The 21,761-nt window shown below is 67.4% G+C and carries 24 protein-coding genes; 20 read left to right on the top strand and 4 right to left on the bottom strand.

Going from position 1 to position 21,761, the window contains the following annotated elements:
- Window positions 1-3: 3 nt before the first annotated feature.
- The 6 genes from QGN32_RS09970 to QGN32_RS09995 all read left to right on the top strand — a co-directional run bounded on the left by QGN32_RS09970 (window position 4) and on the right by QGN32_RS09995 (window position 5,150).
- A complete protein-coding gene (locus QGN32_RS09970) occupies window positions 4-126 on the top strand; it encodes a hypothetical protein (protein WP_326548409.1) in 123 nt (40 codons plus the stop codon).
- Window positions 123-1,265, top strand: coding sequence for an alpha/beta hydrolase (locus QGN32_RS09975; RefSeq protein ID WP_326548410.1), 1,143 nt, complete (start codon window positions 123-125; stop codon window positions 1,263-1,265). Before QGN32_RS09970 ends, QGN32_RS09975 begins: the two co-directional genes overlap by 4 nt.
- The gene (locus QGN32_RS09980) at window positions 1,256-2,245 is read left to right on the top strand and encodes a 2-hydroxyacid dehydrogenase (protein ID WP_326549010.1); all 990 of its coding nucleotides are present in this window, start codon (window positions 1,256-1,258) and stop codon (window positions 2,243-2,245) included. The genes QGN32_RS09975 and QGN32_RS09980 overlap by 10 nt, the downstream gene beginning before the upstream one ends.
- 9 nt (window positions 2,246-2,254) lie before the next feature.
- Window positions 2,255-4,459, top strand: coding sequence for an acyl-CoA dehydrogenase family protein (locus QGN32_RS09985; RefSeq protein WP_326548411.1), 2,205 nt, complete (start codon window positions 2,255-2,257; stop codon window positions 4,457-4,459).
- A 63-nt stretch (window positions 4,460-4,522) separates the two neighbouring features.
- The gene (locus QGN32_RS09990; RefSeq protein WP_326548412.1) at window positions 4,523-4,801 is read left to right on the top strand and encodes a hypothetical protein; all 279 of its coding nucleotides are present in this window, start codon (window positions 4,523-4,525) and stop codon (window positions 4,799-4,801) included.
- A gap of 37 nt (window positions 4,802-4,838) precedes the next feature.
- Window positions 4,839-5,150 (top strand): hypothetical protein, encoded by a 312-nt coding sequence (locus QGN32_RS09995; RefSeq protein ID WP_326548413.1) that lies wholly within the window; start codon window positions 4,839-4,841, stop codon window positions 5,148-5,150.
- Between the two features lie 108 nt (window positions 5,151-5,258).
- Here QGN32_RS09995 and fadD2 read toward each other — a convergent pair whose 3' ends face one another.
- Window positions 5,259-7,037 (bottom strand): long-chain-fatty-acid--CoA ligase FadD2, encoded by a 1,779-nt coding sequence (fadD2, locus tag QGN32_RS10000; RefSeq protein ID WP_326548414.1) that lies wholly within the window; start codon window positions 7,035-7,037, stop codon window positions 5,259-5,261.
- 55 nt (window positions 7,038-7,092) lie between these two features.
- Here fadD2 and QGN32_RS10005 point away from each other — a divergent pair, with 55 nt between their 5' ends.
- From QGN32_RS10005 to QGN32_RS10015, 3 genes are all read left to right on the top strand, one after another.
- Window positions 7,093-8,337 carry a DNA polymerase domain-containing protein gene (locus tag QGN32_RS10005; protein WP_326548415.1) on the top strand — a complete coding sequence of 415 codons (1,245 nt, stop codon included), beginning with the start codon at window positions 7,093-7,095 and terminating at the stop codon, window positions 8,335-8,337.
- Between the two features lie 82 nt (window positions 8,338-8,419).
- A complete protein-coding gene (locus tag QGN32_RS10010) occupies window positions 8,420-8,872 on the top strand; it encodes an STAS domain-containing protein (protein WP_326548416.1) in 453 nt (150 codons plus the stop codon).
- 130 nt (window positions 8,873-9,002) lie between these two features.
- Window positions 9,003-9,374: an NYN domain-containing protein gene (locus QGN32_RS10015; RefSeq protein ID WP_326548417.1), complete on the top strand. Its 372-nt coding sequence runs from the start codon at window positions 9,003-9,005 to the stop codon at window positions 9,372-9,374.
- Here QGN32_RS10015 and QGN32_RS10020 read toward each other — a convergent pair.
- Window positions 9,358-9,993, bottom strand: coding sequence for a TIGR03086 family metal-binding protein (locus QGN32_RS10020; protein WP_326548418.1), 636 nt, complete (start codon window positions 9,991-9,993; stop codon window positions 9,358-9,360). The two genes, QGN32_RS10015 and QGN32_RS10020, sit on opposite strands and share 17 nt — an antisense overlap.
- A 51-nt stretch (window positions 9,994-10,044) precedes the next feature.
- Here QGN32_RS10020 and QGN32_RS10025 point away from each other — a divergent pair, with 51 nt between their 5' ends.
- Together QGN32_RS10025 and QGN32_RS10030 are read left to right on the top strand one after the other, a co-directional pair.
- Window positions 10,045-10,479 (top strand): MarR family winged helix-turn-helix transcriptional regulator, encoded by a 435-nt coding sequence (locus tag QGN32_RS10025; protein ID WP_326548419.1) that lies wholly within the window; start codon window positions 10,045-10,047, stop codon window positions 10,477-10,479.
- A 10-nt stretch (window positions 10,480-10,489) separates the two neighbouring features.
- Entirely contained in the window at window positions 10,490-11,902 is a 1,413-nt protein-coding gene (locus QGN32_RS10030) for an NCS2 family permease (RefSeq protein ID WP_326548420.1), read from the top strand.
- A 6-nt stretch (window positions 11,903-11,908) separates the two neighbouring features.
- Here QGN32_RS10030 and QGN32_RS10035 read toward each other — a convergent pair whose 3' ends face one another.
- Window positions 11,909-12,517 carry an IF2 family translation initiation factor gene (locus QGN32_RS10035; RefSeq protein WP_326548421.1) on the bottom strand — a complete coding sequence of 203 codons (609 nt, stop codon included), beginning with the start codon at window positions 12,515-12,517 and terminating at the stop codon, window positions 11,909-11,911.
- Window positions 12,518-12,598: 81 nt separating this feature from the next.
- The gene (locus QGN32_RS10040; protein ID WP_326548422.1) at window positions 12,599-13,147 is read right to left on the bottom strand and encodes a CsbD family protein; all 549 of its coding nucleotides are present in this window, start codon (window positions 13,145-13,147) and stop codon (window positions 12,599-12,601) included.
- A gap of 64 nt (window positions 13,148-13,211) precedes the next feature.
- On the opposite strand from QGN32_RS10040, the gene QGN32_RS10045 reads away from it, so the two are divergent.
- The 9 genes from QGN32_RS10045 (at window position 13,212) to QGN32_RS10085 (ending at window position 21,735) form a co-directional block, all read left to right on the top strand.
- Window positions 13,212-14,249 carry a CobW family GTP-binding protein gene (locus tag QGN32_RS10045; protein WP_326548423.1) on the top strand — a complete coding sequence of 346 codons (1,038 nt, stop codon included), beginning with the start codon at window positions 13,212-13,214 and terminating at the stop codon, window positions 14,247-14,249.
- A 13-nt stretch (window positions 14,250-14,262) separates the two neighbouring features.
- Window positions 14,263-15,225, top strand: a complete 963-nt coding sequence (locus tag QGN32_RS10050) for a DNA polymerase domain-containing protein (RefSeq protein ID WP_326548424.1) — start codon at window positions 14,263-14,265, stop codon at window positions 15,223-15,225.
- A gap of 50 nt (window positions 15,226-15,275) precedes the next feature.
- Window positions 15,276-16,247: a YihY/virulence factor BrkB family protein gene (locus tag QGN32_RS10055; RefSeq protein ID WP_326548425.1), complete on the top strand. Its 972-nt coding sequence runs from the start codon at window positions 15,276-15,278 to the stop codon at window positions 16,245-16,247.
- Window positions 16,248-16,692: 445 nt separating this feature from the next.
- A complete protein-coding gene (locus tag QGN32_RS10060) occupies window positions 16,693-17,457 on the top strand; it encodes an MOSC domain-containing protein (protein ID WP_326549011.1) in 765 nt (254 codons plus the stop codon).
- A gap of 39 nt (window positions 17,458-17,496) precedes the next feature.
- Complete coding sequence (locus tag QGN32_RS10065; RefSeq protein ID WP_326548426.1) at window positions 17,497-18,306, top strand: SDR family oxidoreductase; 810 nt, start codon at window positions 17,497-17,499, stop codon at window positions 18,304-18,306.
- Between the two features lie 70 nt (window positions 18,307-18,376).
- Complete coding sequence (locus tag QGN32_RS10070) at window positions 18,377-19,285, top strand: ABC transporter substrate-binding protein (RefSeq protein ID WP_326548427.1); 909 nt, start codon at window positions 18,377-18,379, stop codon at window positions 19,283-19,285.
- A gap of 103 nt (window positions 19,286-19,388) precedes the next feature.
- Window positions 19,389-20,090, top strand: a complete 702-nt coding sequence (locus QGN32_RS10075) for a queuosine precursor transporter (RefSeq protein WP_326548428.1) — start codon at window positions 19,389-19,391, stop codon at window positions 20,088-20,090.
- Window positions 20,091-20,164: 74 nt separating this feature from the next.
- The gene (locus tag QGN32_RS10080) at window positions 20,165-20,854 is read left to right on the top strand and encodes a 5-oxoprolinase subunit B family protein (RefSeq protein WP_326548429.1); all 690 of its coding nucleotides are present in this window, start codon (window positions 20,165-20,167) and stop codon (window positions 20,852-20,854) included.
- On the top strand, window positions 20,851-21,735 hold the full coding sequence (locus QGN32_RS10085; protein WP_326548430.1) for a 5-oxoprolinase/urea amidolyase family protein: 885 nt from the start codon (window positions 20,851-20,853) through the stop codon (window positions 21,733-21,735). Before QGN32_RS10080 ends, QGN32_RS10085 begins: the two co-directional genes overlap by 4 nt.
- The last annotated feature ends 26 nt before the right edge of the window (window positions 21,736-21,761 follow it).

Raw genomic sequence — 21,761 nt, forward strand, 5'->3', positions numbered from 1 at the left:
GGTATGACCATCGTCCCGCGCGTCCCCCTGCCGCTCACGGTGGTCGACGACATCACCGAAACTACTCAACCACAGAACTTTTGGGTCGGTGAGGACTACCCGACGGACCACCGGGGGCCGAAGTGACCAGAACACCCTCGAACACCGCAACACCGGGTGTCATCCGAGAGTTCATCGGCCTCGACTCCCCCACCGCCCGCCGCGCCGGCGCCGGTGGCCACCCGTGTCAGGGTCTCTATCACCGGGGAGTCGGCCGCAAGCCAAAGGTGGCGATGATCGCCACGCATTACCAGATCGACTTCTCCGAGCACTATCTCGCCGACTACATGGCCACCCGCGGCATCGGCTTCCTCGGCTGGAACACCCGCTATCGCGGGTTCGAGAGCAGTTTTCTGCTCGACCACGCGCTGGTCGACATCGGCGTCGGGGTGCGTTGGTTGCGGGAGGTGCAGAGAGTGGAAACGATTGTGCTGCTCGGAAATTCCGGTGGCGGGTCATTGATGGCGGCGTACCAGGCACAAGCCGTTGACCCTCATGTCACGCCGCTGCAGGGCATGCGCCCTGCGGCGGGGCTCACCGACCTGATGTCCGCCGACGGCTATGTCGCCACCGCCGCACATCCGGGCCGCCCAGACGTGCTCACCGCCTGGATGGACGGCGCTGTGATCGACGAAACAGACGCGGTGGCAAGCGATCCTGAACTCGACCTCTTCGACGAACGTAACGGACCCCCGTTCTCGGCAGGGTTCGTCGAGCGGTACCGAGCCGCCCAGGTCGCGCGCAACCACGCGATAACCGACTGGGCCGAAGCCGAACTCGAGCACGTGCGCGCAGCCGGCTTCTCCGACCGTCCGTTCACGGTGTTGCGGACGTGGGCGGACCCGCGGATGGTGGATCCGACACTGGAGCCGACGAAACGACCGGCGAACATGTGCTATGCCGGAGTGCCGGTGCAGGCCAACCGATCTGCGCGCGGCATCGCGGCGGCATGCACGCTGCGGAACTGGATCGGCATGTGGAGCCTGCGACACGCCCAGACCCGCGCCGAACCACACCTCAACCGCATCGCCTGCCCCGCGCTGGTCATCAACGCCGATCAGGACACCGGCGTGTACCCGTCCGACGCACAGCACATCTTCGAGGCGCTGGCCAGCACGGACAAGACGCAGTGCTCGATCGACACCGACCACTACTTCACCACTCCGGGTGCGCGCACCGAGCAGGCCGATACGATCGCCAAGTGGATCGCGAAGCGATGGCGCTGAGAGTCCTCGCCCATTTCGTCCCCGGCGATAAGGCCGTTGATTTCGTTGCACCAGAGTCGGATTGGCTCGACATTCGGTACTGCGCGGAGAACGACGACACGACTTTCTACCGGGAGCTTCCCGAGGCCGAGGTGATCTGGCACGTGCTACGGCCGATCTCCGGTGACGACCTCGCCAAGGCTCAGCGCTGTCTACTGGTACACAAGATGGGCGCCGGGGTCAACACCATCGACGTGGACGCCGCCACCGGTCTGGGCATCGCGGTCGCCAACATGCCCGGGGCGAACGCTCCGTCGGTAGCAGAGGGCGCCGTGCTGATGATGCTGGCCACGGTGCGCCGGCTGACCGAACTCGACCGCATCACGCGCGAGGGCCGGGGCTGGCCGTCCGATCCGAGCCTGGGCGAGACGGTGCGCGACATCGGCGGCTGCACCGTGGGTTTGATCGGTTACGGCAACATCGCCAAGAGGGTGGAGCGGATAGTCCAGGCGATGGACGCGGAGGTTTTGCACACCAGTACCCGCGACGACGGCCATCCCGGTTGGCGTGCACTGCCCGACCTGCTCGCCGCCAGCGACATTGTCTCGCTGCATCTTCCGCTGACCGAGTCGACCGCAGGCATGATCGACAGTGCAGCGCTGAGCCTGATGAAACCCGGTGCGGTGCTGGTCAACACCAGCCGCGGCGCCATCGTCGACGAGATGGCCCTCGTCGACGCGCTGCTGGCGGACACGTTGGCGGGCGCCGGCCTGGACGTCTTTGCGACCGAACCCATTGCGCCCGGCAATCCGTTGCTCCGACACGACAACGTTGTACTGACCCCGCACGTGAGCTGGTACACCGCCGACACCATGCGGCGGTACCTGAGGCAGGCGGTGGACAACTGCCGCCGGTTGCGGGACGGCCGTGGATTAGCCGATGTCGTGAACGGTATCGTGACTCCCAACCGACCGGTTAATAGGGAGACTCCGTCACAGTGAGGTGCAGGTATGCCCATCGCCATCAGCCCTGAGCACAACGACCTGGCCGACTCGGTGCGGTCCTTCGTCGCGCGGGTGGCGCCCTCCGAGGTGCTACACGAGGCGCTCGAGACACCGATTCCCAATCCGCCGCCCTATTGGAAGGGCGCTGCCGAACAGGGTCTGCAGGGCGTGCACCTGCCCGAAGCCGTTGGCGGACAGGGGTTCGGCGTTCTCGAGTTGGCCATCGTCGTCGCCGAGTTCGGCTATGGGGCGGTGCCGGGACCGTTTGTGCCGTCGGCCATCGCCAGCGCACTGATCGCCGCACACGACCCCGACGCGGCCATCCTCGCAGACCTGGCGTCCGGCGAGACCATCGCGGCCTACGCCATCGATTCCGGCCTGACCGCCACCCGGCACGGCGAAGGCGACGCCGCCGGCCTGGTCATCCGCGGCGAGGTGCGCGCCGTACCCGCCGCCGAGCAGGCGTCGGTGCTGGTGCTGCCGGTCGCGATCGAGAGCGGTGAGGAGTGGGTGGTCCTCGACGCCGACCAACTCGAGATGGAACCGGTCAAGAGCCTCGACCCGCTGCGCCCGGTGGCGCACGTGCGCGCCAACGCCGTCGAGGTCGCCGACGAGCGGGTGCTGGGCAACCTGAGCCGCCCGCTGGCGCGGACGCTGATCTCGACGCTGCTGTCCGCGGAGTGCATCGGTGTGGCACGTTGGGCCACTGACACCGCGGCCGCATACGCCAAGATCCGCGAGCAGTTCGGCAGGCCCATCGGCCAGTTCCAAGCCATCAAGCACAAGTGCGCGGGGATGATCGCCGATACCGAGCGGGCCACCGCCGCGGTCTGGGATGCGGCTCGGGCCATCGACGAGTACCGCGAAACCGGCGCTGCAGAAAGTGCTTTCGAGTTCGCCGCGGCCGTCGCGGCCACCCTGGCGCCCGAGGCTGCCCAGCACTGCGCCCAGGATTGCATCCAGGTGCACGGCGGCATCGGCTTCACCTGGGAACACGACACCAATGTCTACTACCGGCGTGCGCTGGTCCTGGCGGCCGGTTTCGGTCGACACGCCGACTACCCGCAACAGCTCGTCGACGTGGCCACCAGCACCGGGATGCGCAAGCTCGACATCGACCTCGATCCGGACACCGAGAAGCTGCGTGCCGAGATCCGGGCGGAAGTCGCTGCGCTGAAAGACATCCCGCGCGAGGAACGCAACGTCGCGATCGCCGAGGGCGGCTGGGTGCAGCCACACCTGCCCAACCCGTGGGGACGCGCGGCCGGTCCCGTCAAGCAGATCATCATCGCCCAAGAGTTCGACACCGGCCGGGTCAAGCGCCCGCAGATGGGGATCGCGGCGTGGATCATCCCCTCGATCGTCGCGTTCGGCACCGACGAGCAGCAACAGCGCTTCCTACCGCCGACGTTCCGCGGCGAAATGATCTGGTGCCAGCTGTTTTCCGAGCCCGGCGCCGGATCCGACCTGGCCAGCCTGACCACCAAGGCCACCAAGGTCGACGGCGGCTGGCGCATCACCGGGCAGAAGATCTGGACCACCGGCGCGCAGTACTCGCAGTGGGGGGCGCTGCTGGCAAGAACGGACCCGAGCGCACCGAAACATAATGGCATCACCTACTTCCTGCTCGACATGGCCAGCGACGGCGTCGAGGTCAAGCCGCTGCGCGAACTGACCGGCAACGCGATGTTCAACACCGTGTTCATCGACGACGTATTCGTGCCCGACGAGTTCGTCCTGGGCGAGGTCAACCGCGGCTGGGAGGTCAGCCGTAACACGCTCACCAACGAGCGGGTGTCGATCGGCAGCAGCGAGCCGCCGTTCCTGGCCAGTCTGGCCGAGTTCGTCAAGTTTCTCCAAGACGGTCAGTTCGACCAGATCGAGCAGAACCACGCGGGCAGACTGATTGCCGAGGGGCATGCCGCCAAGGTGCTCAACATGCGGTCGACGCTGCTCACGCTCGCCGGTGGCGATCCGATGCCGGCCGCGGCGATCTCGAAGCTGCTGTCGATGAAAACCGGCCAGGGCTACGCGGAGTTCGCGGTGTCCTCGTTCGGCACCGACGCCGTGATCGGCGACCCGCAGCAGGAGCCCGGCCGGTGGGCCGAGTACCTGCTCGGCAGCCGGGCCACCACGATCTACGGCGGGACGACCGAAGTGCAACTCAACATCATCGCCGAACGTCTCCTCGGACTGCCGCGCGACCCGTAAAAGCGTTTCGCACTGCGGCGTAACCTGAATGCGACGGTTGCGTTCGAGCGGTTGGTGGAAGTCATGAGGGTCCTTTGCACCCGCATTGCCCGCGCCGCGGTCGGCGCCGCGGCTTTCGGCGGACTGTTACTGACGCCGACGGTTCTCGCCGGCCCACCGGCGTCGCAACAGCAAACGGCCCCCTGCTACCCAGGCGTTATCCCCGGTAACCCGTGGACGACGTCGTGCAACTTCGGGCCGCGGCCGCCCAAGATCCGCGGTGGCACGCCCGACCAAACCGCGGTGATCGCCTGCCGCGACATCCCCGGTTGTTTGTCGGCGTATGTCAACGGCCCCTGGTAGGCGTTTTGATGAACCCACTTACGGCAATCCCGAAGTCATGACCGACGACGTCGAGAAGCGATGGGACCGGCCGCGGGCATTCCGCGCTGCTGCCACCTACGTGGCCGTGGTTGTCGCCGTGGCGGCGCTGGCCTTCGTCCTCTATGCGGTCGTGTCGAAGACATCGGTCGTCGCGGCGTCGACCGTCCCCCTGATTCTCTTCCTCGGTGGGGTGGGCGCGTTCGTGAGAACCTACCGCGAGTGGAAGGCGAAAGGTACCTGGGTGCAGTGGCAGGGCGCCGGATGGTTCCTGCTCATATTGATGCTGGTGTGCCTGTCGATTCCTGGTGCCGCCATGATGGCCGATTAAGGCGCGATCGCGTCGCTCAAGCCTTTGACGGTTGCCGATTTCTGCAGGGGGGTCGTCGAACTGCCCCGATCACGACCCTCACGCCGATCTCGCGGCAGTGAGAGCGGACTATTGCGACTTGTCGGCCTCTGCTTGATCGCCGTCTCCGCCGGCCTCTGCTTGATCGCCGTCTCCGCCGGCTTCTGCTTGATCGCCGTCTCCGCCGGCTTCCATCTCGCGAAGCTCGCGCTTGAGGATCTTGCCCGTTGGATTACGCGGCAGCTCATCGAGGAAGACCACCTCGCGCGGCACCTTGTAGCGGGCCAGGTTCTCACGGACGTATTCCTTGATCTCGACCTCACCGATCGAGGCGCCGTCCGTCTTCACCACGAAGGCCCGCAGCCGGTGGCCCCACTCCTTGTCCTCGACGCCCAGCGCGGTGGCTTCCACGACCTCGGGGTGCCCGCTGATCAGATCCTCGACCTCCGCCGGGAACACGTTCTCCCCGCCAGAGACGATCATCTCGTCGTCGCGACCGCTGACGTAGAGCAGCCCGTCCTCGTCGAAATAGCCGACGTCGCCCGACGACATCAGGCCGTCGACGATCTGCTTGTGGCCACCGCCGGTGTAGCCCTCGAACGGGAAGAAGTTACCGACGAAGATCCGCCCGACCTCACCCTGCGGCAGTTCCTTGCCGTTGTCGTCGAGGATCTTGACCTTGACCCCTTTGACGACGGGGCCGACCGTAGCCGGGTTCTTCTCCAGGTCCTGGGGCCGCGCGATGGTGGCGAACGCGATCTCGGTCGATCCGTACAGGTTGTAGATGACGGGTCCCAGCGTCTTGAGCGCCCGCTGCGCCATCTCGGCGCCCAGCTGCGACCCCGACACGAACACAATCCGCAGCGACGACAGGTCGGGCTTGCGCTCCATTGCGTCGAGCGCGTCGAGCATGCGTGACAACATCACCGGTACCACCACCACCGCGGTGACCTTGTGCTTCTCGATGTCCTCGAGCACGGTCGCGGGCTTGAAGCGCCGCCGCAGCACCAGCGTGGTGCCAAGCATCATCGCAATCGTCGCGTGCAAGAAACCCAACGCGTGGAACATCGGCGCCGGCAACGCCGTCACCTCGCCGCCCTTGAACGGTACGTGCGACAGCACGCCACCGATCGGAGCCAGGGTCGGCGGCGTACTTCTGTTGGCGCCCTTCGGCGTTCCGGTCGTCCCGCTGGTCAGGATGATCACCGACGAATGCTTGGTCGCCTTGGGTGCGGGCTTGCCCGTGTGGTGGGAGACGAAATGCTCGAGAGTCTCGTCGGTACTGCCGGACGGCTCGTCCTTGTCGGGGTTCACGCCGAGCGCCCGGAGCTTGCCCAGCGGTGGATCGGCCTTGGACACGGCCTGGCAGTACTCGTCGTCGTAGATGATCAGCTTGGCGCTCTCGCGTTCGCACACCTCCTTGACCTGCGGACCCGAAAACTCGCTGTTGAGCAGGATGATGCGCGCACCGGTCCGGGCAGCGCCGTAGAAAGCGGCGAGGAACCAGCGGTGGTTGCGGGCCAGGATCGCGACCCCGTCACCGCCCTTGACGCCCTTCTCCAACAGGCCGTTGGCCACCGAATGGGCGGCGTCGTCGAGTTCGGAGAAGGTCATCTCCCCGAAGTCGTCGATGATCGCGGTGCGGTCGGGTGTCCGGCGAGCATTGAGCGCGGGGATCATTCCGAACTCGCCCCAGCGCCGGATGTCGGCGAGCATCGCGGCGATGTTCTGCGGCGGTTCGAGCTTGAACGCACCGGCGCCGAACATCTTGGCCGCGTAGTGCAGCTCGGCCGACCCGCGCTCGACGAGCTGTTGAGCCTTGGCGACCGCTTGAGACGGGAGATCGCTGAGCCTGGACTTACTTGCCATGGACCCACAATATGTGACCGGCGTCGCACTCCGGCCGGGAAACTAGCATGACGCTATGGCCGCACCCCGGTACCTGGAGGTCGAGGGCCGGCGGGTGCCCATCACCCATCCCGACAAGGTCGTCTTCCCCGATCTCGAGGTGACCAAGTCGGACCTGATGCGCTATTACCTCAGCGTCGCCGACGGTGCGTTGCGCGGGGTGCGGGACCGGCCGATGATCCTCAAGCGGTTCGTCAAGGGCATCACCGAAGAGGCGGTGTTCCAGAAACGAGCGCCACGGAACCGGCCAGATTACGTCGACGTCGCCGAGCTGAAGTACGCTTCCGGGACGTCGGCTGCCGAAGCGGTTCTGCGCGACGCGGCCGGCCTGGTCTGGGTGGTGAACCTCGGGTGTGTCGACATGAACCCCCATCCGGTGCGGGCCGACGACCTGGCCCATCCCGACGAACTGCGCGTCGACCTCGATCCGATGCCCGGTGTGGCGTGGCCACAGATCATCGATGTCGCCATGGTCGCCCGCGAGGTGCTCGAGGATCATGGGCTGACGGCGTGGCCCAAGACGTCGGGATCACGAGGCTTTCACATCTACGCCCGGATTCAGCGACGGTGGCCGTTCAAGTTCGTCCGGCTCGCCGCTCAGGCGGTGGCGCGCGAAGTCGAACGCCGCGCGCCCGACATCGCGACCGCACGCTGGTGGAAAGAGGAACGCGAAGGCGTGTTCGTCGACTTCAACCAGAACGCGTTCGACCGGACCGTCGCCTCGGCCTACTCGGTACGCGCGACGCCGGATGCCCGGGTGTCGACGCCATTGCTCTGGAACGAAGTGCCACACTGCCGGCCGGAGGCGTTCACGATCGCGACGGTGCCGCAGAGGTACGCAGAGCGCGGCGACCCGTGGGAAGGCATCGACGATTCGGCGGGCTCGCTGGACGCGCTGCTCGGCCTTGCCGACCGGCTCGGCCCGGCGGAGAAGGCACCACGCGGTGCGAAGCGTTCTGGCGCAAAGGACGGTCGCCGTATCTCGTCGAAGCCGCTGATCGAAATCGCCCGGACCAAGACCAAGGACGAGGCGATGGCAGCGTTGGAGGAATGGCGAAGACGTTACCCGTCGGTAGCCGAAAAGCTCGAACCCCCAGATGTTCTCGTCGACGGTATGCGCGGGCCCAGTTCGATCTGGTATCGCATCCGGATCAACCTCCAACATGTGCCCGAAACTCAACGGCCGGCGCAGGAGAAGTTGATCGCCGATTACAGCCCGTGGGCGAACTACTCCGGACCCCAGGGGACGGGCAACGGCTGACATATTTGCTGAGCGAAGCAAATTCGGCTTCTTACCAAAGTATTAGCCGCCGCTCCCGGTTGCCTTAACTTGATCGCTTAACTTGAACACCAAGGTCAAGTCCGAGGGGCTTTGGGAGGCAGTGATGTACGGAAATCCGACATTCGACTGCGCCGGCGCCCAGCTTCACGCGGTGTGCCGCCAGCTGGCGACGGTCGTGACGGTCGATGGAATCGTCGATGCGGCCAACATCGAACGGATCACCGCGCTCGCCGGCCGGTTCGTGCTTGCCGAGAAGCCGTTCGTTCTCGACCTGAGCGGTGTGAATTCCTGTATGGGACAGATTGTTTCGCTGATGTACGACGTCGATGAGTACTGCTTCCACGCCGGTGTGGAATGGTCGGTCATCGCCAGCGATGCTGTGCAGCGCGCGCTGAGCGCTGCCGGGGTGAGCGTGCCGGTCGCCGAGTCGGTGCCGGACGCGCTTCAACAGTTCGCCGACAGCATCGACCAACGACGCCGACTGTTGCCGTTGTTGATCAGTAGAACCGCATAGCGGGGAGGCTACGAAGTGCTACTCGACATTCGCTGGCTCGGTTACCTGCTTGGCCGTCGGCATCCGACGGCCAAGCAGACCGGCCACTCCGCTCACTGAATCATCGACGCCGTCGCGCCCTCGACGCCCGATGCGATGGATCGTCGACGGGATGAACGTGATCGGATCCCGACCGGATGGCTGGTGGCGCGACCGTCACCGCGCGATGGTCGCCCTCGTCGAGCGATTGGAACGCTGGCGGCCTGACGGCGACCAAGTCACGGTGGTGTTCGAACGCCCACCGAAGCCACCGATCGTCTCGCCCGTCGTCACCGTCGCGTATGCACCGCATCCGGCGGCCAACTCGGCAGACGACGAGATCGTGCGGCTGGTCCACGCCGACGACGGCCCAACCGGCATTCGCGTCGCGACCTCCGACCGAACCCTCGCCGAGCGGGTGAGGGCCGCAGGCGCATCCGTCTACCCGGCGGAGAAGCTGCGCGATCTCATCGACCCGCGGTGACGCCCTCCGCCCGCCAGTCGGGCGAGCGGCCTAAGTGGCGCAGCACGCGGTCGAGGTCGCTCGTCGCCTCGCCCTGCGTGACGGCGTGGGCGAACGGCGCGTTGTCCGCATCGCGGATGTCGCCGTCCGGAACCGCGAACGCCAGCGGCAGGACAGCCTCGATCACCTCGGCGGGCAGCGCGAACGGCACACCAAGGCTGCGGGCGACGTCCCAGCCGTGCACCACGTAGTCGACGAAGTGGAAGCCGATGGCCATCTCACCGGGCACGGTGGCGTCCTCGCCGAACTCCGGTAGCGCGAACGTCGCCTCCAGCACACCGTCGGCGCTGAACGCATCGAGCACGTCGGCGGCGGCCGCGGCGTAGGCGCCGGCGGGGTCCACGCGGACCGCGGCGGCGACGGTCGCGGGGTCCCACACCGCTAGGTCAGCACCCGCGCCGCGCGCGGCAGCGGCAAAACCGTTGTGCTGCACGGTGATATGTGTCACCAGATCGGCAAGGTCCCAGCCCGCACACGGTGTCGGCCGATCGAGGTCGCTGGGCGCGACATTACCGACGATGTCGATGGAGGCGGTGACGGCGATCCGGTGGAGTGGTCGAGGGTCATTAGTAATAATCATATGTTTATAATAGGCGTCTGCATATTATTGGTCAACGCTTAATATTCAGCCATGCCGCCGAAGCCGAGACGACCGGACCTCGCGGCCATGCTCGCCCCGCTGCTGCGCCGGCTGATCGCGCTCGAGACGCCGATCCTGGCCGCGCACGACGTGTCGATGTGGGGGTACAGCGTCCTTCTCGCGCTCGACGAGTCGCCGGTGCGGACCCAGGCCGCGCTCGCCGAGGCGATCGGCGCCGACAAGACCCGGATCATCGCCACTCTCGACGAGTTGCAGGCCAACGGTCTCATCGAGCGGCGACCCGATCCGGCCGATCGCCGCGTACGGTTGCTGGCCATCACCGACGCCGGCCGCGCCCGCAAGGACGCGGTCCAGACGGAGATTCAGCGCGGGGAGGAGCGGTGGCTGTCGGTGTTGTCGACCGCCGACCGCCGGGTGTTTCTGCGGGCTCTGCACGAGATGACGCGCATCGACGGCAACCCATAGGGTCTGACCGATGAATCGCCTGGACCGCTTCTTCGAGATCTCGGCGCGGGGATCGACGGTCGGCGCAGAGGCACGCGGTGGCCTGGTCACGTTCATCGCGATGGCCTACATCCTCGTGCTGAACCCGATCATCCTGTCGAGCCCCGAGGACGTCACCGGCCAGAGGCTTCAGTTCGACGAGATTTCGGCGGTGACCGCGCTGGCCGCGGGCGTGATGACGATCCTGTTCGGGCTCATCGCGCGAATGCCGTTCGCGTTCGCCGCCGGCCTCGGCATCAACTCGTTCGTCGCGACGACGCTCGTCGGCTCCCTCACCTGGGCCGAGGCCATGGGGCTGGTGGTGATCAACGGGCTCATCATCGTCGTGCTGGCCGCGACCGGGTTGCGACGCCTGGTGTTCGACGCCGTGCCGATGCAGCTCAAGCTCGCGATCACGGCGGGCATCGGGCTGTTCATCCTGTTCGTCGGCCTGGTCGACGCAGGCTTCATCGGTTCCACCGGCCTGGCGTCACCGCCGGTCGGCCTGGGCGGCGACGGCGGCGGCTCGATCAGCACCGTGCCTACCGTCGTCTTCACGTTCACGCTGCTGCTGACGGGAATCCTGGTGGCCCGAAAGGTGCGGGGCGGCATCCTGATCGGGCTTGTCGCCGGCACCGTCGTCGCGGTCGTGATCGAGGCGATCTGGCACCTCGGCTCGGCGGCCGAGAGGCCCGGCGGGTGGAGCCTGTCGGTGCCGAGCCTGTCGGGCTCACCGTTCGCACTGCCGGACCTGTCGCTCGTCGGCGCCGTCAGCATGGACAGCTTCGGACGCATCGGGGTGATCGCCGCGACCATGTTCGTGTTCACGCTCGTGTTCGCGAACTTCTTCGACGCGATGGGCACCTTCACCGGGCTGGCCCGGGAGGCGGGACTGGCCGACGATCAGGGCACGTTCCCGCGCCTGCGGTCGGCGCTGATCGTCGAAGGTGCCGGCGCGGTGGTCGGCGGCGCATCCTCGGCGTCATCGAACACGGTCTTCGTCGAATCAGGCGCGGGTATCGGCGAGGGCGCCAGGACCGGCCTGGCGAACCTGGTGACCGGCGTGTTGTTTCTCGCGGCGATGTTCATCTCGCCGCTGGCGTCGGTGGTGCCGACGGAGGTGGCAGCCGCCGCGCTGGTGATCGTCGGCTCGATGATGGTGTCGCACCTGCGCCACATCGACATCTCCGAGTTCTCGGTCGCGCTGCCCGTGGTGCTGACCGTGGCAACGATGCCGTTCTCGTATTCGATCGCCAACGGCATCGGCGTCGGCTTCATCGCCTGGGCGGTGCTGCGCTCGGCAGCGGGAAAGGCCCGCGAGATCAGCCCACTGTTGTGGGTCGTCGCCGCGGGCTTCCTGCTGTACTTCGCGCGGGGTTGGATCGAGTCGCTGATCGGGATCTAGCGCGGGTCAGCGGTCGGCTTGCCGGGCGTCTTTCTCGGCTTCGGCGAGGTCCTCGATGGTGTCCGCCTGCGCGCGGGTCGTCGCGGCGTCGACGCGCTTTTCCTGCGCGTCTGCCATCTTGACGCTGGCGGCCTTCGCCGCACCGCGATCGCCGGCCTCGATCTGTTCTTCCTCGCGGCGCTTCGCGGTCTCCACGTTCTTCTTGCGCTGCTCGGCGACCTCATCGGCCCGCTTGCTGTTCGCGACGACCTTGTTCTCCGCCGATTCGACAGCCGCGCGCTTACGCTGCTGGGCCTCGGTGTGCGCCTGCCGGGCCTCGGCCTCGGTCTCCTCGAAGGCCTGCTGCTTGTCCTGCAGCGCCTTCTCCTGGGTCGCCTTTAGGTCTTTATCGGCCTGCTTGAGGTTCTCGTCGGCGGCCGCGTCCAGGCGGGCCGCGCGGCGCAGCGCGTCGCTGCGCTCGACCAACGTGGCACCCCGCTTACTGATCTCGGGATCACGGAGCGCGGCGCCGACGGCGGTGTCCAGCAGCCCCAGCGAGCGCTGGTAGAAGAGCCGGGCAGGGGCTTCGTCGTCCAGCTGTGCGACGAACCGGTCGTCGATCAACTGCAGCGGCATGCGGGCCACCTGGTACTGAAACTTCAGCACCGCCCTCGGAATAGCGGTCAGGCTCATCGTCAAGCTCCTTTTGCGCCCTGATCAGGCGTCGTTGTCGAGGTTTTCGGCCTGCCGCCGGATGCGGGCGGCTTCCGCTTTCGCGCTTGCCGACTCTTGTACGGCTTCGCGGTGGTCTTCGAGCGTTCCGGCGAGCTGGGTGTCGGCGTCGTGGACCTCCGCCCGCTGCTCGGCCCTGGCTCCACGCGCCTTGCGCTCCGCGTCGAGCTCGGCCTGGGTGCGCTCCTGGTCGAGCTGCCGGTGTGCGGCATCCTCGGCGGCGCGCTTCTGCGCGGCCTTCTGGTCGTCCACCGTGCCCTTCTCGGCGGCCGCCTCGGCATTGACCGCGGTGCGCGCCTCGGCGCCTTCGCGCCTGGCCTCGGCCACGTCGGTACGGGCCTGCCGCGCCTCGGCATCTGCGACCGCCTCGATTGTGTTGGCCTCTTTGCGCCGTTTGGCTTCGGCCTGCTGAAGTTGGCCTTCGGCGGTCAGCGAGTCGTTTCCGGTGATCGCGCCGAACATCTCCTTGGCCTTGCCCTTCACCGAGTCGACCAGGCCTTCACGTGCCTGTCCGGCCTTATCGTGGTCCGTCATTGGGGCCTCCTCTCGAGGGCATAGGTTCCACATCGGCGACGATCCGAAACACGGGGCTGCGATCATGTGGGGCGTGCTGGCGACGATCCCGGTCATCGCGCTCACCGGCTACCTCGGCGCGGGCAAGACCACCCTGCTCAACCACGTGCTGCGCCAGCCAGGCGCCCGCGTCGGCGTCGTCATCAACGACTTCGGCGAGCTCAACGTCGACGCCGCGCTGGTCACCGGGCAGGTCGACGAACCGGCGTCGATCGCCGGCGGCTGCATCTGCTGCCTGCCTGACGAGGGCGGGCTCGACGACGCGCTCGCCAAGCTCGCCGAGCCCAGGCTCGACCTGGACGCCATCATCGTCGAGGCCAGCGGCCTGGCCGATCCGATAGCGATCTCGCGCATCATCCGGTTCAGCGGCGTGGACCGGGTGCGCCCCGGCGGCCTCGTCGACGTCATCGACGCAGCGGCGCACTTCGACACCGTCGATGACCACGCCACCCCGCCGGCCCGATACGGCGCGGCCTCGCTGGTGGTCGTCAACAAACTCGACCGGATTCCGGACGACGCCCGCGAGGAGGTCCTGGAGCGGATCGAACGGCGTGTGCACGAACGCAATCCGGATGCGCATGTCGTCGGCGCCACCGCTGGCCGGGTCGATCCCGCGCTGCTGTACGACGTGACCGGATCCGCCGATGTCGGCGGCCAACTCTCGTTGCGCGAACTGCTCGTCGACACCGCCGCGGACGACGCCGACGAGCACCCACACGTGCACGCCCGCTCGGTCACCGTGACCAGTGATGGTTGCGTCGAGCCCGGGGCGCTCGTCGACCTGCTCGAGCGGCCGCCCGCGGGGGTGTACCGACTCAAGGGCACGGTTGCGGTCCGCTACCGCGACCGGAGACGTCGCTACGTGGTCAACGTCGTCGGTACCTCGATTCACCTTGCGAACGCCCCGTCATCGGCGGTCACCAACGCGCTCGTCGCGATCGGGACCCGCCTAGACGCCGAGGATGTGCGCGAGCGCATCGAGGCCGCACTGGCACCGTGCGACGGCCCGGCGTCGGCCGCGGGAGTCCGACGGCTGCAGCGTCACCGCCGCCTGAGTATCTGATTACGGTGAGCTGATGAGCACCGAGGAGCAGCGCGCCGGGGTGCGGTTGACCAATCTCGACCAGGCGCTGAGCCCGGATGCCGGCGCCACCAAGCGCGACTTGATCGACTACCTCGACCTGGTGGCCGAACGGATTCTGCCCGGGCTGGCCGGACGTCCCTTGACCGTGCTGCGGGTACTGCGCGGACGGGCACCGTTCATGCAGAAGAACGTGCCGAAGTACACCCCGGACTGGGTGAAGACGGTCTCGATGTGGGCGGAGTCGTCGCATCGCGACGTGCGCTACGCCCTGTGCGACGACCGGCGCACCCTGCTGTGGCTGGCCAACCAGCGCGCCGTCGAATTCCACCCGACGCTCGGTCTGGCCGACAACATCTATCGCCCAACGCATCTGGTGCTCGACCTCGACCCGCCGGCGGGCAGCGACTTCGGATCGGTCGTCGCCACCGCTCTCCTTGTCCGGCAAGCCCTTTCGGACTGCGGCCTGACGGGCGCGGTGAAGACGAGCGGCGCCAAAGGCGTGCACGTATTCGTCCCCGTCGACGACACCGCGCCGGTCGACGACATCGCCGCGGCCACCCGAGCCCTGGCTGTGCGCGCGGAGGCCGTCGACCCCGATTGTGCGACAACGGCTTTCATCGTGGCGGATCGAGACGGCAAGGTGTTCATCGATTCCACCCGGGTCGGCGGCGCGACCGTCGTCGCCGCCTACAGTCCCCGGTTGCGTCCCGGCACACCGGTGTCGTTCCCGGTGGCCTGGTCCGATCTCGACCGCGTCACCCCGGCGGATTTCACCGTGCACACCGCGGTCGACGCCTTGGCCGGCCGCGACCCGTGGGCCGAGGCGATGCCCGCTCCGCAGACGGTGCCCATCGATCTGATCGAGCAAGGCAGGACCATTCCCGTGGCGCGGGTGGCGGCGATGCACGAGGGCAGGCGCCGGGCGCGTGCGCGCCGGATTCAGCGATCCGATTAACGGGTATGGCCCAGCGCATCAGCGAGGCCCGTGGTTGAGGGGGTCCGGGAATGGTGGGCTGGCTGGACCGGTTGCAACGACGCAACCGTGGCGTGGGGTTCGTCATCGCTGTGATCTACAAGTACGTCGACGACCAGGGCGGCTACCTCGCGGCGCTGATCACCTATTACGCGTTCGTGTCGCTGTTCCCGCTGCTGCTGCTGATGACGACCGTGACGGGCGTCATTCTGGTCGGCCACCCGGAACTGCAGCAGCAGGTGCTCCAGTCCACGCTGAGTCAGTTCCCGGTCATCGGGTCACAGCTGCAACGACCCGAACAGCTCAGCGGCGGGCTCACCGCCGTCGTGGTCGGCATCGCCGGCGCCCTGTACGGCGGGCTCGGTGTCGGTCAGGCCCTGCAGAACGCGATGGACTCGGTCTGGGCGGTGCCCCGCAACAATCGCCCGGACCCGATCCGGTCGCGGCTGCGCAGCCTGCTTCTGTTGTTCGTCCTCGGCTCGGCCGCGATCGCCGCCACCGTGCTGTCGGCGGTCGGCCACGCGACCGCCGGCCTCGGGTGGCTCGGCAAGGTCGGCGTCACCGTCGCCACCGTGGCGATCAACGCGCTCATCTGCCTGGTCGCCTTTCGGGTCACCACCGCGCGGCACGTGACCTACCGCGACGTGCTGCCCGGTGCGCTCGCGGCGGCGGCGATCTGGCAACTGCTGCAGTGGTTCGGGGCGAACTACGTAGCCCACGTCGTCAAGTCGACGAGCGCCACCAACAGCGTGTTCGCCTTGGTGCTCGGCCTGCTGGCGTTCCTGTACCTGGTCTCGGTGACACTGGTGATGTGCGCCGAGGTCAACGTCGTGCGGGTCGACCAGCTGCATCCCCGCGCACTGCTGACGCCGTTCACCGACGATGTCGACCTCACCTCCGCCGACCGGCGTACCTACAGCCGACGCGCGAAAGCCGAACGGCTCAAGGGCTTTCAGCGGGTCAGCGTGCGGTTCGACACGGAACGCGGCTCGGGCCAGGGTTGATCCCAGCTATCGACCGATCAGCGGTTCAGGACTCGTCTTCCGATGATCTGATCGGAAAGTGGCCGCTTCGTCGCACGAAGTCGCATGCACATACAGCTTTTGACGGTGCGCTACCGCAGCTGGGCGGAGGTGTTCGGTGAGGCGGGACTCAAACCCATCGGCCACCTCGGAACCGGAGTGAGCCGGCGACAGGATGCTCGATGTCCCGGTATAAGCCACGAGAATCCAATTGCGGTATGTCGTCCATCCGGTCGGCGGTCAGGACCCGCTCGGCGAGAACGCTGTGCACGGAGGCCATCGCGTTCTAATCAGACGTACGGACGTACACCATCGATGACGCTACGAAGTACGTTGGAGGTTATCGGAGCCGATCGGACGAGACGGAGATGGATTGAGCGACAATGTGGGCCGCGTCGTTTCGCTGCGGCGTTATCCGGTGAAGTCGATGCTCGGGGAGCAGTGCGACTCCATCCGGATCGGCCCGCTGGGCGTGGACGGTGACCGCCGGTACGCCGTCATTGACGAGGCGACCGGGCGCGTCGCAACCGCCAAGCACCCCAGGCTGTGGAGGGCCCTGCTGCAGTGCGCGTCGGCCACGGGCGATGACGGTGTCGTGGTGACGCTGCCCGACGACCGTGAGGTGGCGGTCATCGAAGCGGGCGGACCGTTGTCGGACCTGCTCGGACGCGCGGTGCGTCTCACCGACGAGCGGGTCGCGGGCGCCGTGCTCGAGCGCTCCGACCCGCTCGAGGTGCTGGCCCGCGGAATCGACGCCGAGTTCGACCCCGTACTGCTCGAACTCGGGCAGGGTGCACCCGGCGGCGCCTTCGTCGACCATTCGCCGGTGCACCTGATCAGCACGGCCACGCTGGACGCGATCGGCGTCGACCGCGCCGAGGCGATCAGGTACCGGCCGAACGTCGTCATCGAAACCGCGGACGGCACTGCGCCGTTCCTCGAGAACGACTGGGTGGGGGCGGAGATCCACGTCGGCCAAGCCGTGCTGCGTGGCACGTTTCCAACCCCGCGCTGCGCCGTTCCCACCCTCGAACACGGTGCTATGCAACGACGTCCGGATGCTGTGCGGTATCTGCTCGAGCACAACCGGGCCGAGGTTCCCGATTCCGGAGCCTTGCCTTGCGCGGGCCTGTACGCCGAGGTCGTCACCGCCGGCGCGGTCGGCACCGGCGACGAGGTACGAATCAGGTAACCCCACGGCGCCGAGCGCTCACCTGACAGAATCGACCAGATGACGAACCCCTCGACACACCGCAAGGCCGTCTTCATCACCGGCGCCGCCGCCGGCATCGGCCGCGCCACCGCGCTGACATTCGCCCGCAACGGGTTCGTCGTCGGCGGCTACGACATCGACGAGGTCGGTCTGAAGACCCTCGCCGACGAGATCGACCAACTGGGCGGCACCTGCCACACCGGCCACCTCGACGTCACCGACCCCGACGAGATGGCGCAACGGGTGGGCGAATTCGCCGGGGCCGCCGGTGACCGACTCGATGTGATGATCAACAACGCCGGCATCCTGCGCGCCGGCCGGTTCGAGGAGATGGACGTCGCAGGCCATCACAAGGAGATCGACATCAACGCCAAGGGCGTGGTCAACGGCCTCTACGCAGCATTCCCCTACTTGCGTAAGACCCCGGACTCGGTCGTCGTCAACCTTGCCTCCGCTTCGTCGATCTACGGCCAGGCCGAATTGGCCAACTACAGCGCGACCAAGTTCTTCGTCCGCGGAATCACCGAGGCGCTCGACATCGAGTGGAACCGCTACGGCATCCGGGTCATCGCGATGTGGCCGCTGTACGTGCAGACCGCGATGACCGACGACATCAAGACCGGCACGACCGAATCGCTCGGGATCCGTCTGACGGCCCAGGACATCGCCGACGCGATCGTGAAAGCCACCGAACCGTCCTGGCTGCGCCGCGCCATCCATCAGGTGCACTTCCCGGTCGGATCGCAGACCAAGGTGATGACCCTCAGTTCCCGGTTCTCCCCGGGCTGGTTGACCCGCTACGCCAACAAGAAGCTGTCGCAGTCCTGAGATCGGGGCGGCTCGGCTTCGCCGTCGTGTTGTTCGGGACCTGGAGAGGCCGGTTAGCTACGCTCGCCGGGTGGCCATACGGCTTACTCGGCGAAGATTCCTGGCGCTGACCGCGGGCTTGGCCGTCACCGCGGCGGCCGGTTGCAGTGCGGACAAGCCCGGCGCCGTTGCCAAGGACGGATCGGTCACCGTCGAACACACCTTCGGCGAGACGAAGATCCCCGCGCCGCCCACGCGGGTCGTCAGCGCGGGTCTGACCGAACAGGACGACCTGCTGGCGCTCGGCGTCGTTCCGATCGCGGTGACCGACTGGTTCGGTGGCGAACCCTTCGCGGTATGGCCATGGGCGCAGCCGAAACTCGCCGGCGCACAACCGGCGGTGCTCAGCCTGGCCGACGGCATCCAGGTGGATCGGATCGCGGCGTTGAACCCCGACCTGATCGTCGCCACCAATGCCGGCCTGGACTCCGACACGTACTCGAGGCTGTCGGAGATCGCGCCGACGGTCGCGCAGTCCGGTCAGGACGCGTTCTTCGAGCCGTGGAAGGTCCAGGCGGGAACGGTCGGCCAAGCCGTCTTCAAGTACGACGAAATGCAGGCCTTGGTCGCGAGTGTCGACGAGAAGTTCGCCGCGGCCGGCGCGTCCAACCAGGCGTTCGGAGGCAGAACGGCGGCGTTGTTGCACGGTCGTCTGAACAATGGTGAGCCGCAGGCCCTTAGCCCCGGTTGGCGCTCGGAGTTCCTCACCGCGATGGGCCTGGGCGTGGCCGACGGCCTCGACGCCGACGTGCTGATCTGGGCCACGGAATCAGACGAGGAACAGGGCGCACTACTCGCCCACCCGGCCGTCGCGCGACGCGGTAAGGCCAACGTCTTCACGGGCAGGGTACTCGCGGGGGCGATCGCATTCGCCTCGCCGCTGTCCTATCCGGTGGTGGCCGAGCAACTGCCACCGCGCATCGCCCAGGCGTTGGCTTGACTCGTCACGCGCCGAACGTGCCTTCACGGCGAAATCGCGGCCGCTTTGTCGACGTGGTTTCACGCTCGGCGACACCATGAAGCGGTCCTGAGAGGATTGCCGGGTGACCGTCGACATCGAGACCGAGCACCGCGGGTTCGCGACGACGGGCTCGGCCTACTACCCGACGCTGGTCGCGGTCTTCACCGGTCTGGTGCTGATCTCCAACGTGGCGGCGACCAAGGGCATCGCGTTCGGCCCGATCGTCGGCGACTGGTCGCTGATCACCGACGGCGGCTTCGTCGTCTTTCCGCTCACCTACGTGATCGGCGACGTGCTGTCGGAGGTGTACGGGTTCAAGGCCACCCGCCGGGCGATCTACATCGCGTTCGTGATGGAGGCGCTCGCGGCGTTCACGTTCTGGCTCACCGCTGTCCTACCGCCCGCCGACTTCTACACCAATCAGGCCGCCTTCGAGGCCGTGATGAAACCGTTCACGCTGTTGGTCATCGCCGGACTGGCCGGGTTCATCGTCGGACAGACGCTCAACGCCTGGGTTCTGGTGGAGGTCAAGACCCGCATGGGCGAAAAGCACCTGTGGGCGCGGTTGATCGGGTCGACCGTCGTCGGCGAGTTCGCCGACACCCTGGTGTTCTGCAGCATCGCCGCGGCCGCGATCGGGATCAACACGTGGCCCGACTTCCTGACGTACGTGGCGCTGGGATGGATCTACAAGACCGCGGTGGAGGTGGTCGTCCTGCCGGTGACCTACCGGGTGATCGCGTTCGTCAAGCACCGCGAACCGACGTATCAGCCCGCCATTTGAGGCTTCCGTAAGGCTCTCCTGGCAAGGCTCACAGACCCTGGGCGCGGCTAGCTACTCACGGGTAGTTTCGGGTCATGAGCGTTACCGCCGAAAAAGACCGTGGCGGGCACGACACCGGCGCCGTTCCGATCCGCGACTACGGGGACCAAGCACTGCTGCTCGAGTTCGACAGCGCCGTCGACGTCCTGGTATGGACCGACGCGATCCAGCAGTCCGGCCTGCCCGGCGTGCTCGACATCGTGCCGGCCTCGCGCACCGTATTGATCAAGCTCGCGGAACCTCGGTACCAGGCGCCGACGCGCCAACGCATCGCCGGTCTGCGCATCGATGCCGACCTCGGCGCAGAGTTGATACCGCCGGCCGACGGCCGTGCCGATCTCACGATCGACGTCGTCTACGACGGACCGGACCTCGACGACGTGGCCCGGCTGACGGGTCTGACGCCCGACGAGGTGATCGCCGCGCACACCGGCCGCCTGTGGCGCGTCGGATTCGGCGGGTTCGCACCAGGTTTCAGCTATCTCGTCGGCGGTGACCGCCGGCTGGAGGTCCCGCGACGCTCCGAACCGCGGACCAAGGTGCCGGCGGGCGCCGTCGGACTCGCGGGCGAGTTCAGCGGGATCTACCCACGCGAGTCCCCCGGCGGGTGGCAGTTGATCGGCCGCACCTCGAAAGATCAAGCGGTGTTGTGGGACATCCACCGTGCCGACCCGGCGCTGCTGACGTCGGGTATGTGGGTGCGGTTCCGGGCGGTGGACTCATGACCACGCTGGAGATCCTGCGCCCTGGGCCGCTGGCGCTCATCGAGGATCTGGGCCGGCCGGGGCTGGCGCACATGGGCGTGGGCCGGTCCGGTGCCGCCGACCGCCGCTCGCACACGCTGGCCAACAGGCTGGTGGCCAACCCAGACAACCGCGCCACCATCGAGGTGACGTTCGGTGGACTGGCGGCGCGGGTGCACGGCGGTGATCTCGCGATCGCCGTCACCGGTGCCGACACCGATCCCGCGGTCAACGGAGTCCCGTTCGGTACCAACAGCATTCACTTCGCCCGCGCCGGTGAGGTGATCTCGCTCGGCGCACCGCACTCCGGCCTGCGGACCTACCTGGCGGTGCGCGGCGGCATCGACGTGGAGCCTGTGCTCGGCTCGCGGTCATACGACGTGATGTCGGCCATCGGTCCGCAGCCGCTGCGGCCGGGCGACCCGCTGCCCATCGGCGAGCACACCGGGGAGTTCCCCGAAATCGACCAGGCGCCGGTCGCGCCCATCGAGGACGACGTGCTCGAGTTGACGGTGGTGCCCGGCCCGCGCGACGGCTGGTTCGTCGACCCGGATGTGTTGATCCGCACCAACTGGCTGGCGACCAACAAGAGCGACCGGGTGGGGATGCGGTTGGTCGGAATGCCCCTCGAGTACCGCTGGCCGGACCGGCAACTTCCCAGCGAGGGCGCCACTCGCGGCGCAATTCAGGTGCCGCCGAACGGTTTTCCGGTCATTTTGGGCCCAGACCACCCGGTCACGGGTGGTTACCCGGTGATCGGCGTCGTCGCCGACGAGGACATCGACAAGGTGGCTCAGGTGCGGCCGGGGCAAACCGTGCGGATGCATTGGTCACGGCCCCGACGACCGTTCGGGGGCCACTAGTCGGACAGCGCTGGTAGAAAAGCAGT

This window comes from Mycolicibacterium sp. ND9-15, from assembly GCF_035918395.1.
GTDB lineage: Bacteria > Actinomycetota > Actinomycetes > Mycobacteriales > Mycobacteriaceae > Mycobacterium.

What these genes read in the sequence shown, in the direction of transcription:
- QGN32_RS09970 (WP_326548409.1), top strand. Translation starts at nt 4, where the DNA reads ATGACCATCGTCCCGCGCGTCCCCCTGCCGCTCACGGTGGTCGACGAC.
- QGN32_RS09980 (WP_326549010.1), top strand. Translation starts at nt 1,256, where the DNA reads ATGGCGCTGAGAGTCCTCGCCCATTTCGTCCCCGGCGATAAGGCCGTT.
- QGN32_RS09985 (WP_326548411.1), top strand. Translation starts at nt 2,255, where the DNA reads ATGCCCATCGCCATCAGCCCTGAGCACAACGACCTGGCCGACTCGGTG.
- QGN32_RS09990 (WP_326548412.1), top strand. Translation starts at nt 4,523, where the DNA reads ATGAGGGTCCTTTGCACCCGCATTGCCCGCGCCGCGGTCGGCGCCGCG.
- QGN32_RS09995 (WP_326548413.1), top strand. Translation starts at nt 4,839, where the DNA reads ATGACCGACGACGTCGAGAAGCGATGGGACCGGCCGCGGGCATTCCGC.
- fadD2 (WP_326548414.1), bottom strand. Translation starts at nt 7,037, where the DNA reads ATGGCAAGTAAGTCCAGGCTCAGCGATCTCCCGTCTCAAGCGGTCGCC.
- QGN32_RS10005 (WP_326548415.1), top strand. Translation starts at nt 7,093, where the DNA reads ATGGCCGCACCCCGGTACCTGGAGGTCGAGGGCCGGCGGGTGCCCATC.
- QGN32_RS10015 (WP_326548417.1), top strand. Translation starts at nt 9,003, where the DNA reads ATGCGATGGATCGTCGACGGGATGAACGTGATCGGATCCCGACCGGAT.
- QGN32_RS10020 (WP_326548418.1), bottom strand. Translation starts at nt 9,993, where the DNA reads ATGATTATTACTAATGACCCTCGACCACTCCACCGGATCGCCGTCACC.
- QGN32_RS10025 (WP_326548419.1), top strand. Translation starts at nt 10,045, where the DNA reads ATGCCGCCGAAGCCGAGACGACCGGACCTCGCGGCCATGCTCGCCCCG.
- QGN32_RS10030 (WP_326548420.1), top strand. Translation starts at nt 10,490, where the DNA reads ATGAATCGCCTGGACCGCTTCTTCGAGATCTCGGCGCGGGGATCGACG.
- QGN32_RS10035 (WP_326548421.1), bottom strand. Translation starts at nt 12,517, where the DNA reads ATGCCGCTGCAGTTGATCGACGACCGGTTCGTCGCACAGCTGGACGAC.
- QGN32_RS10040 (WP_326548422.1), bottom strand. Translation starts at nt 13,147, where the DNA reads ATGACGGACCACGATAAGGCCGGACAGGCACGTGAAGGCCTGGTCGAC.
- QGN32_RS10045 (WP_326548423.1), top strand. Translation starts at nt 13,212, where the DNA reads ATGTGGGGCGTGCTGGCGACGATCCCGGTCATCGCGCTCACCGGCTAC.
- QGN32_RS10050 (WP_326548424.1), top strand. Translation starts at nt 14,263, where the DNA reads ATGAGCACCGAGGAGCAGCGCGCCGGGGTGCGGTTGACCAATCTCGAC.
- QGN32_RS10055 (WP_326548425.1), top strand. Translation starts at nt 15,276, where the DNA reads ATGGTGGGCTGGCTGGACCGGTTGCAACGACGCAACCGTGGCGTGGGG.
- QGN32_RS10060 (WP_326549011.1), top strand. Translation starts at nt 16,693, where the DNA reads ATGCTCGGGGAGCAGTGCGACTCCATCCGGATCGGCCCGCTGGGCGTG.
- QGN32_RS10065 (WP_326548426.1), top strand. Translation starts at nt 17,497, where the DNA reads ATGACGAACCCCTCGACACACCGCAAGGCCGTCTTCATCACCGGCGCC.
- QGN32_RS10080 (WP_326548429.1), top strand. Translation starts at nt 20,165, where the DNA reads ATGAGCGTTACCGCCGAAAAAGACCGTGGCGGGCACGACACCGGCGCC.
- QGN32_RS10085 (WP_326548430.1), top strand. Translation starts at nt 20,851, where the DNA reads ATGACCACGCTGGAGATCCTGCGCCCTGGGCCGCTGGCGCTCATCGAG.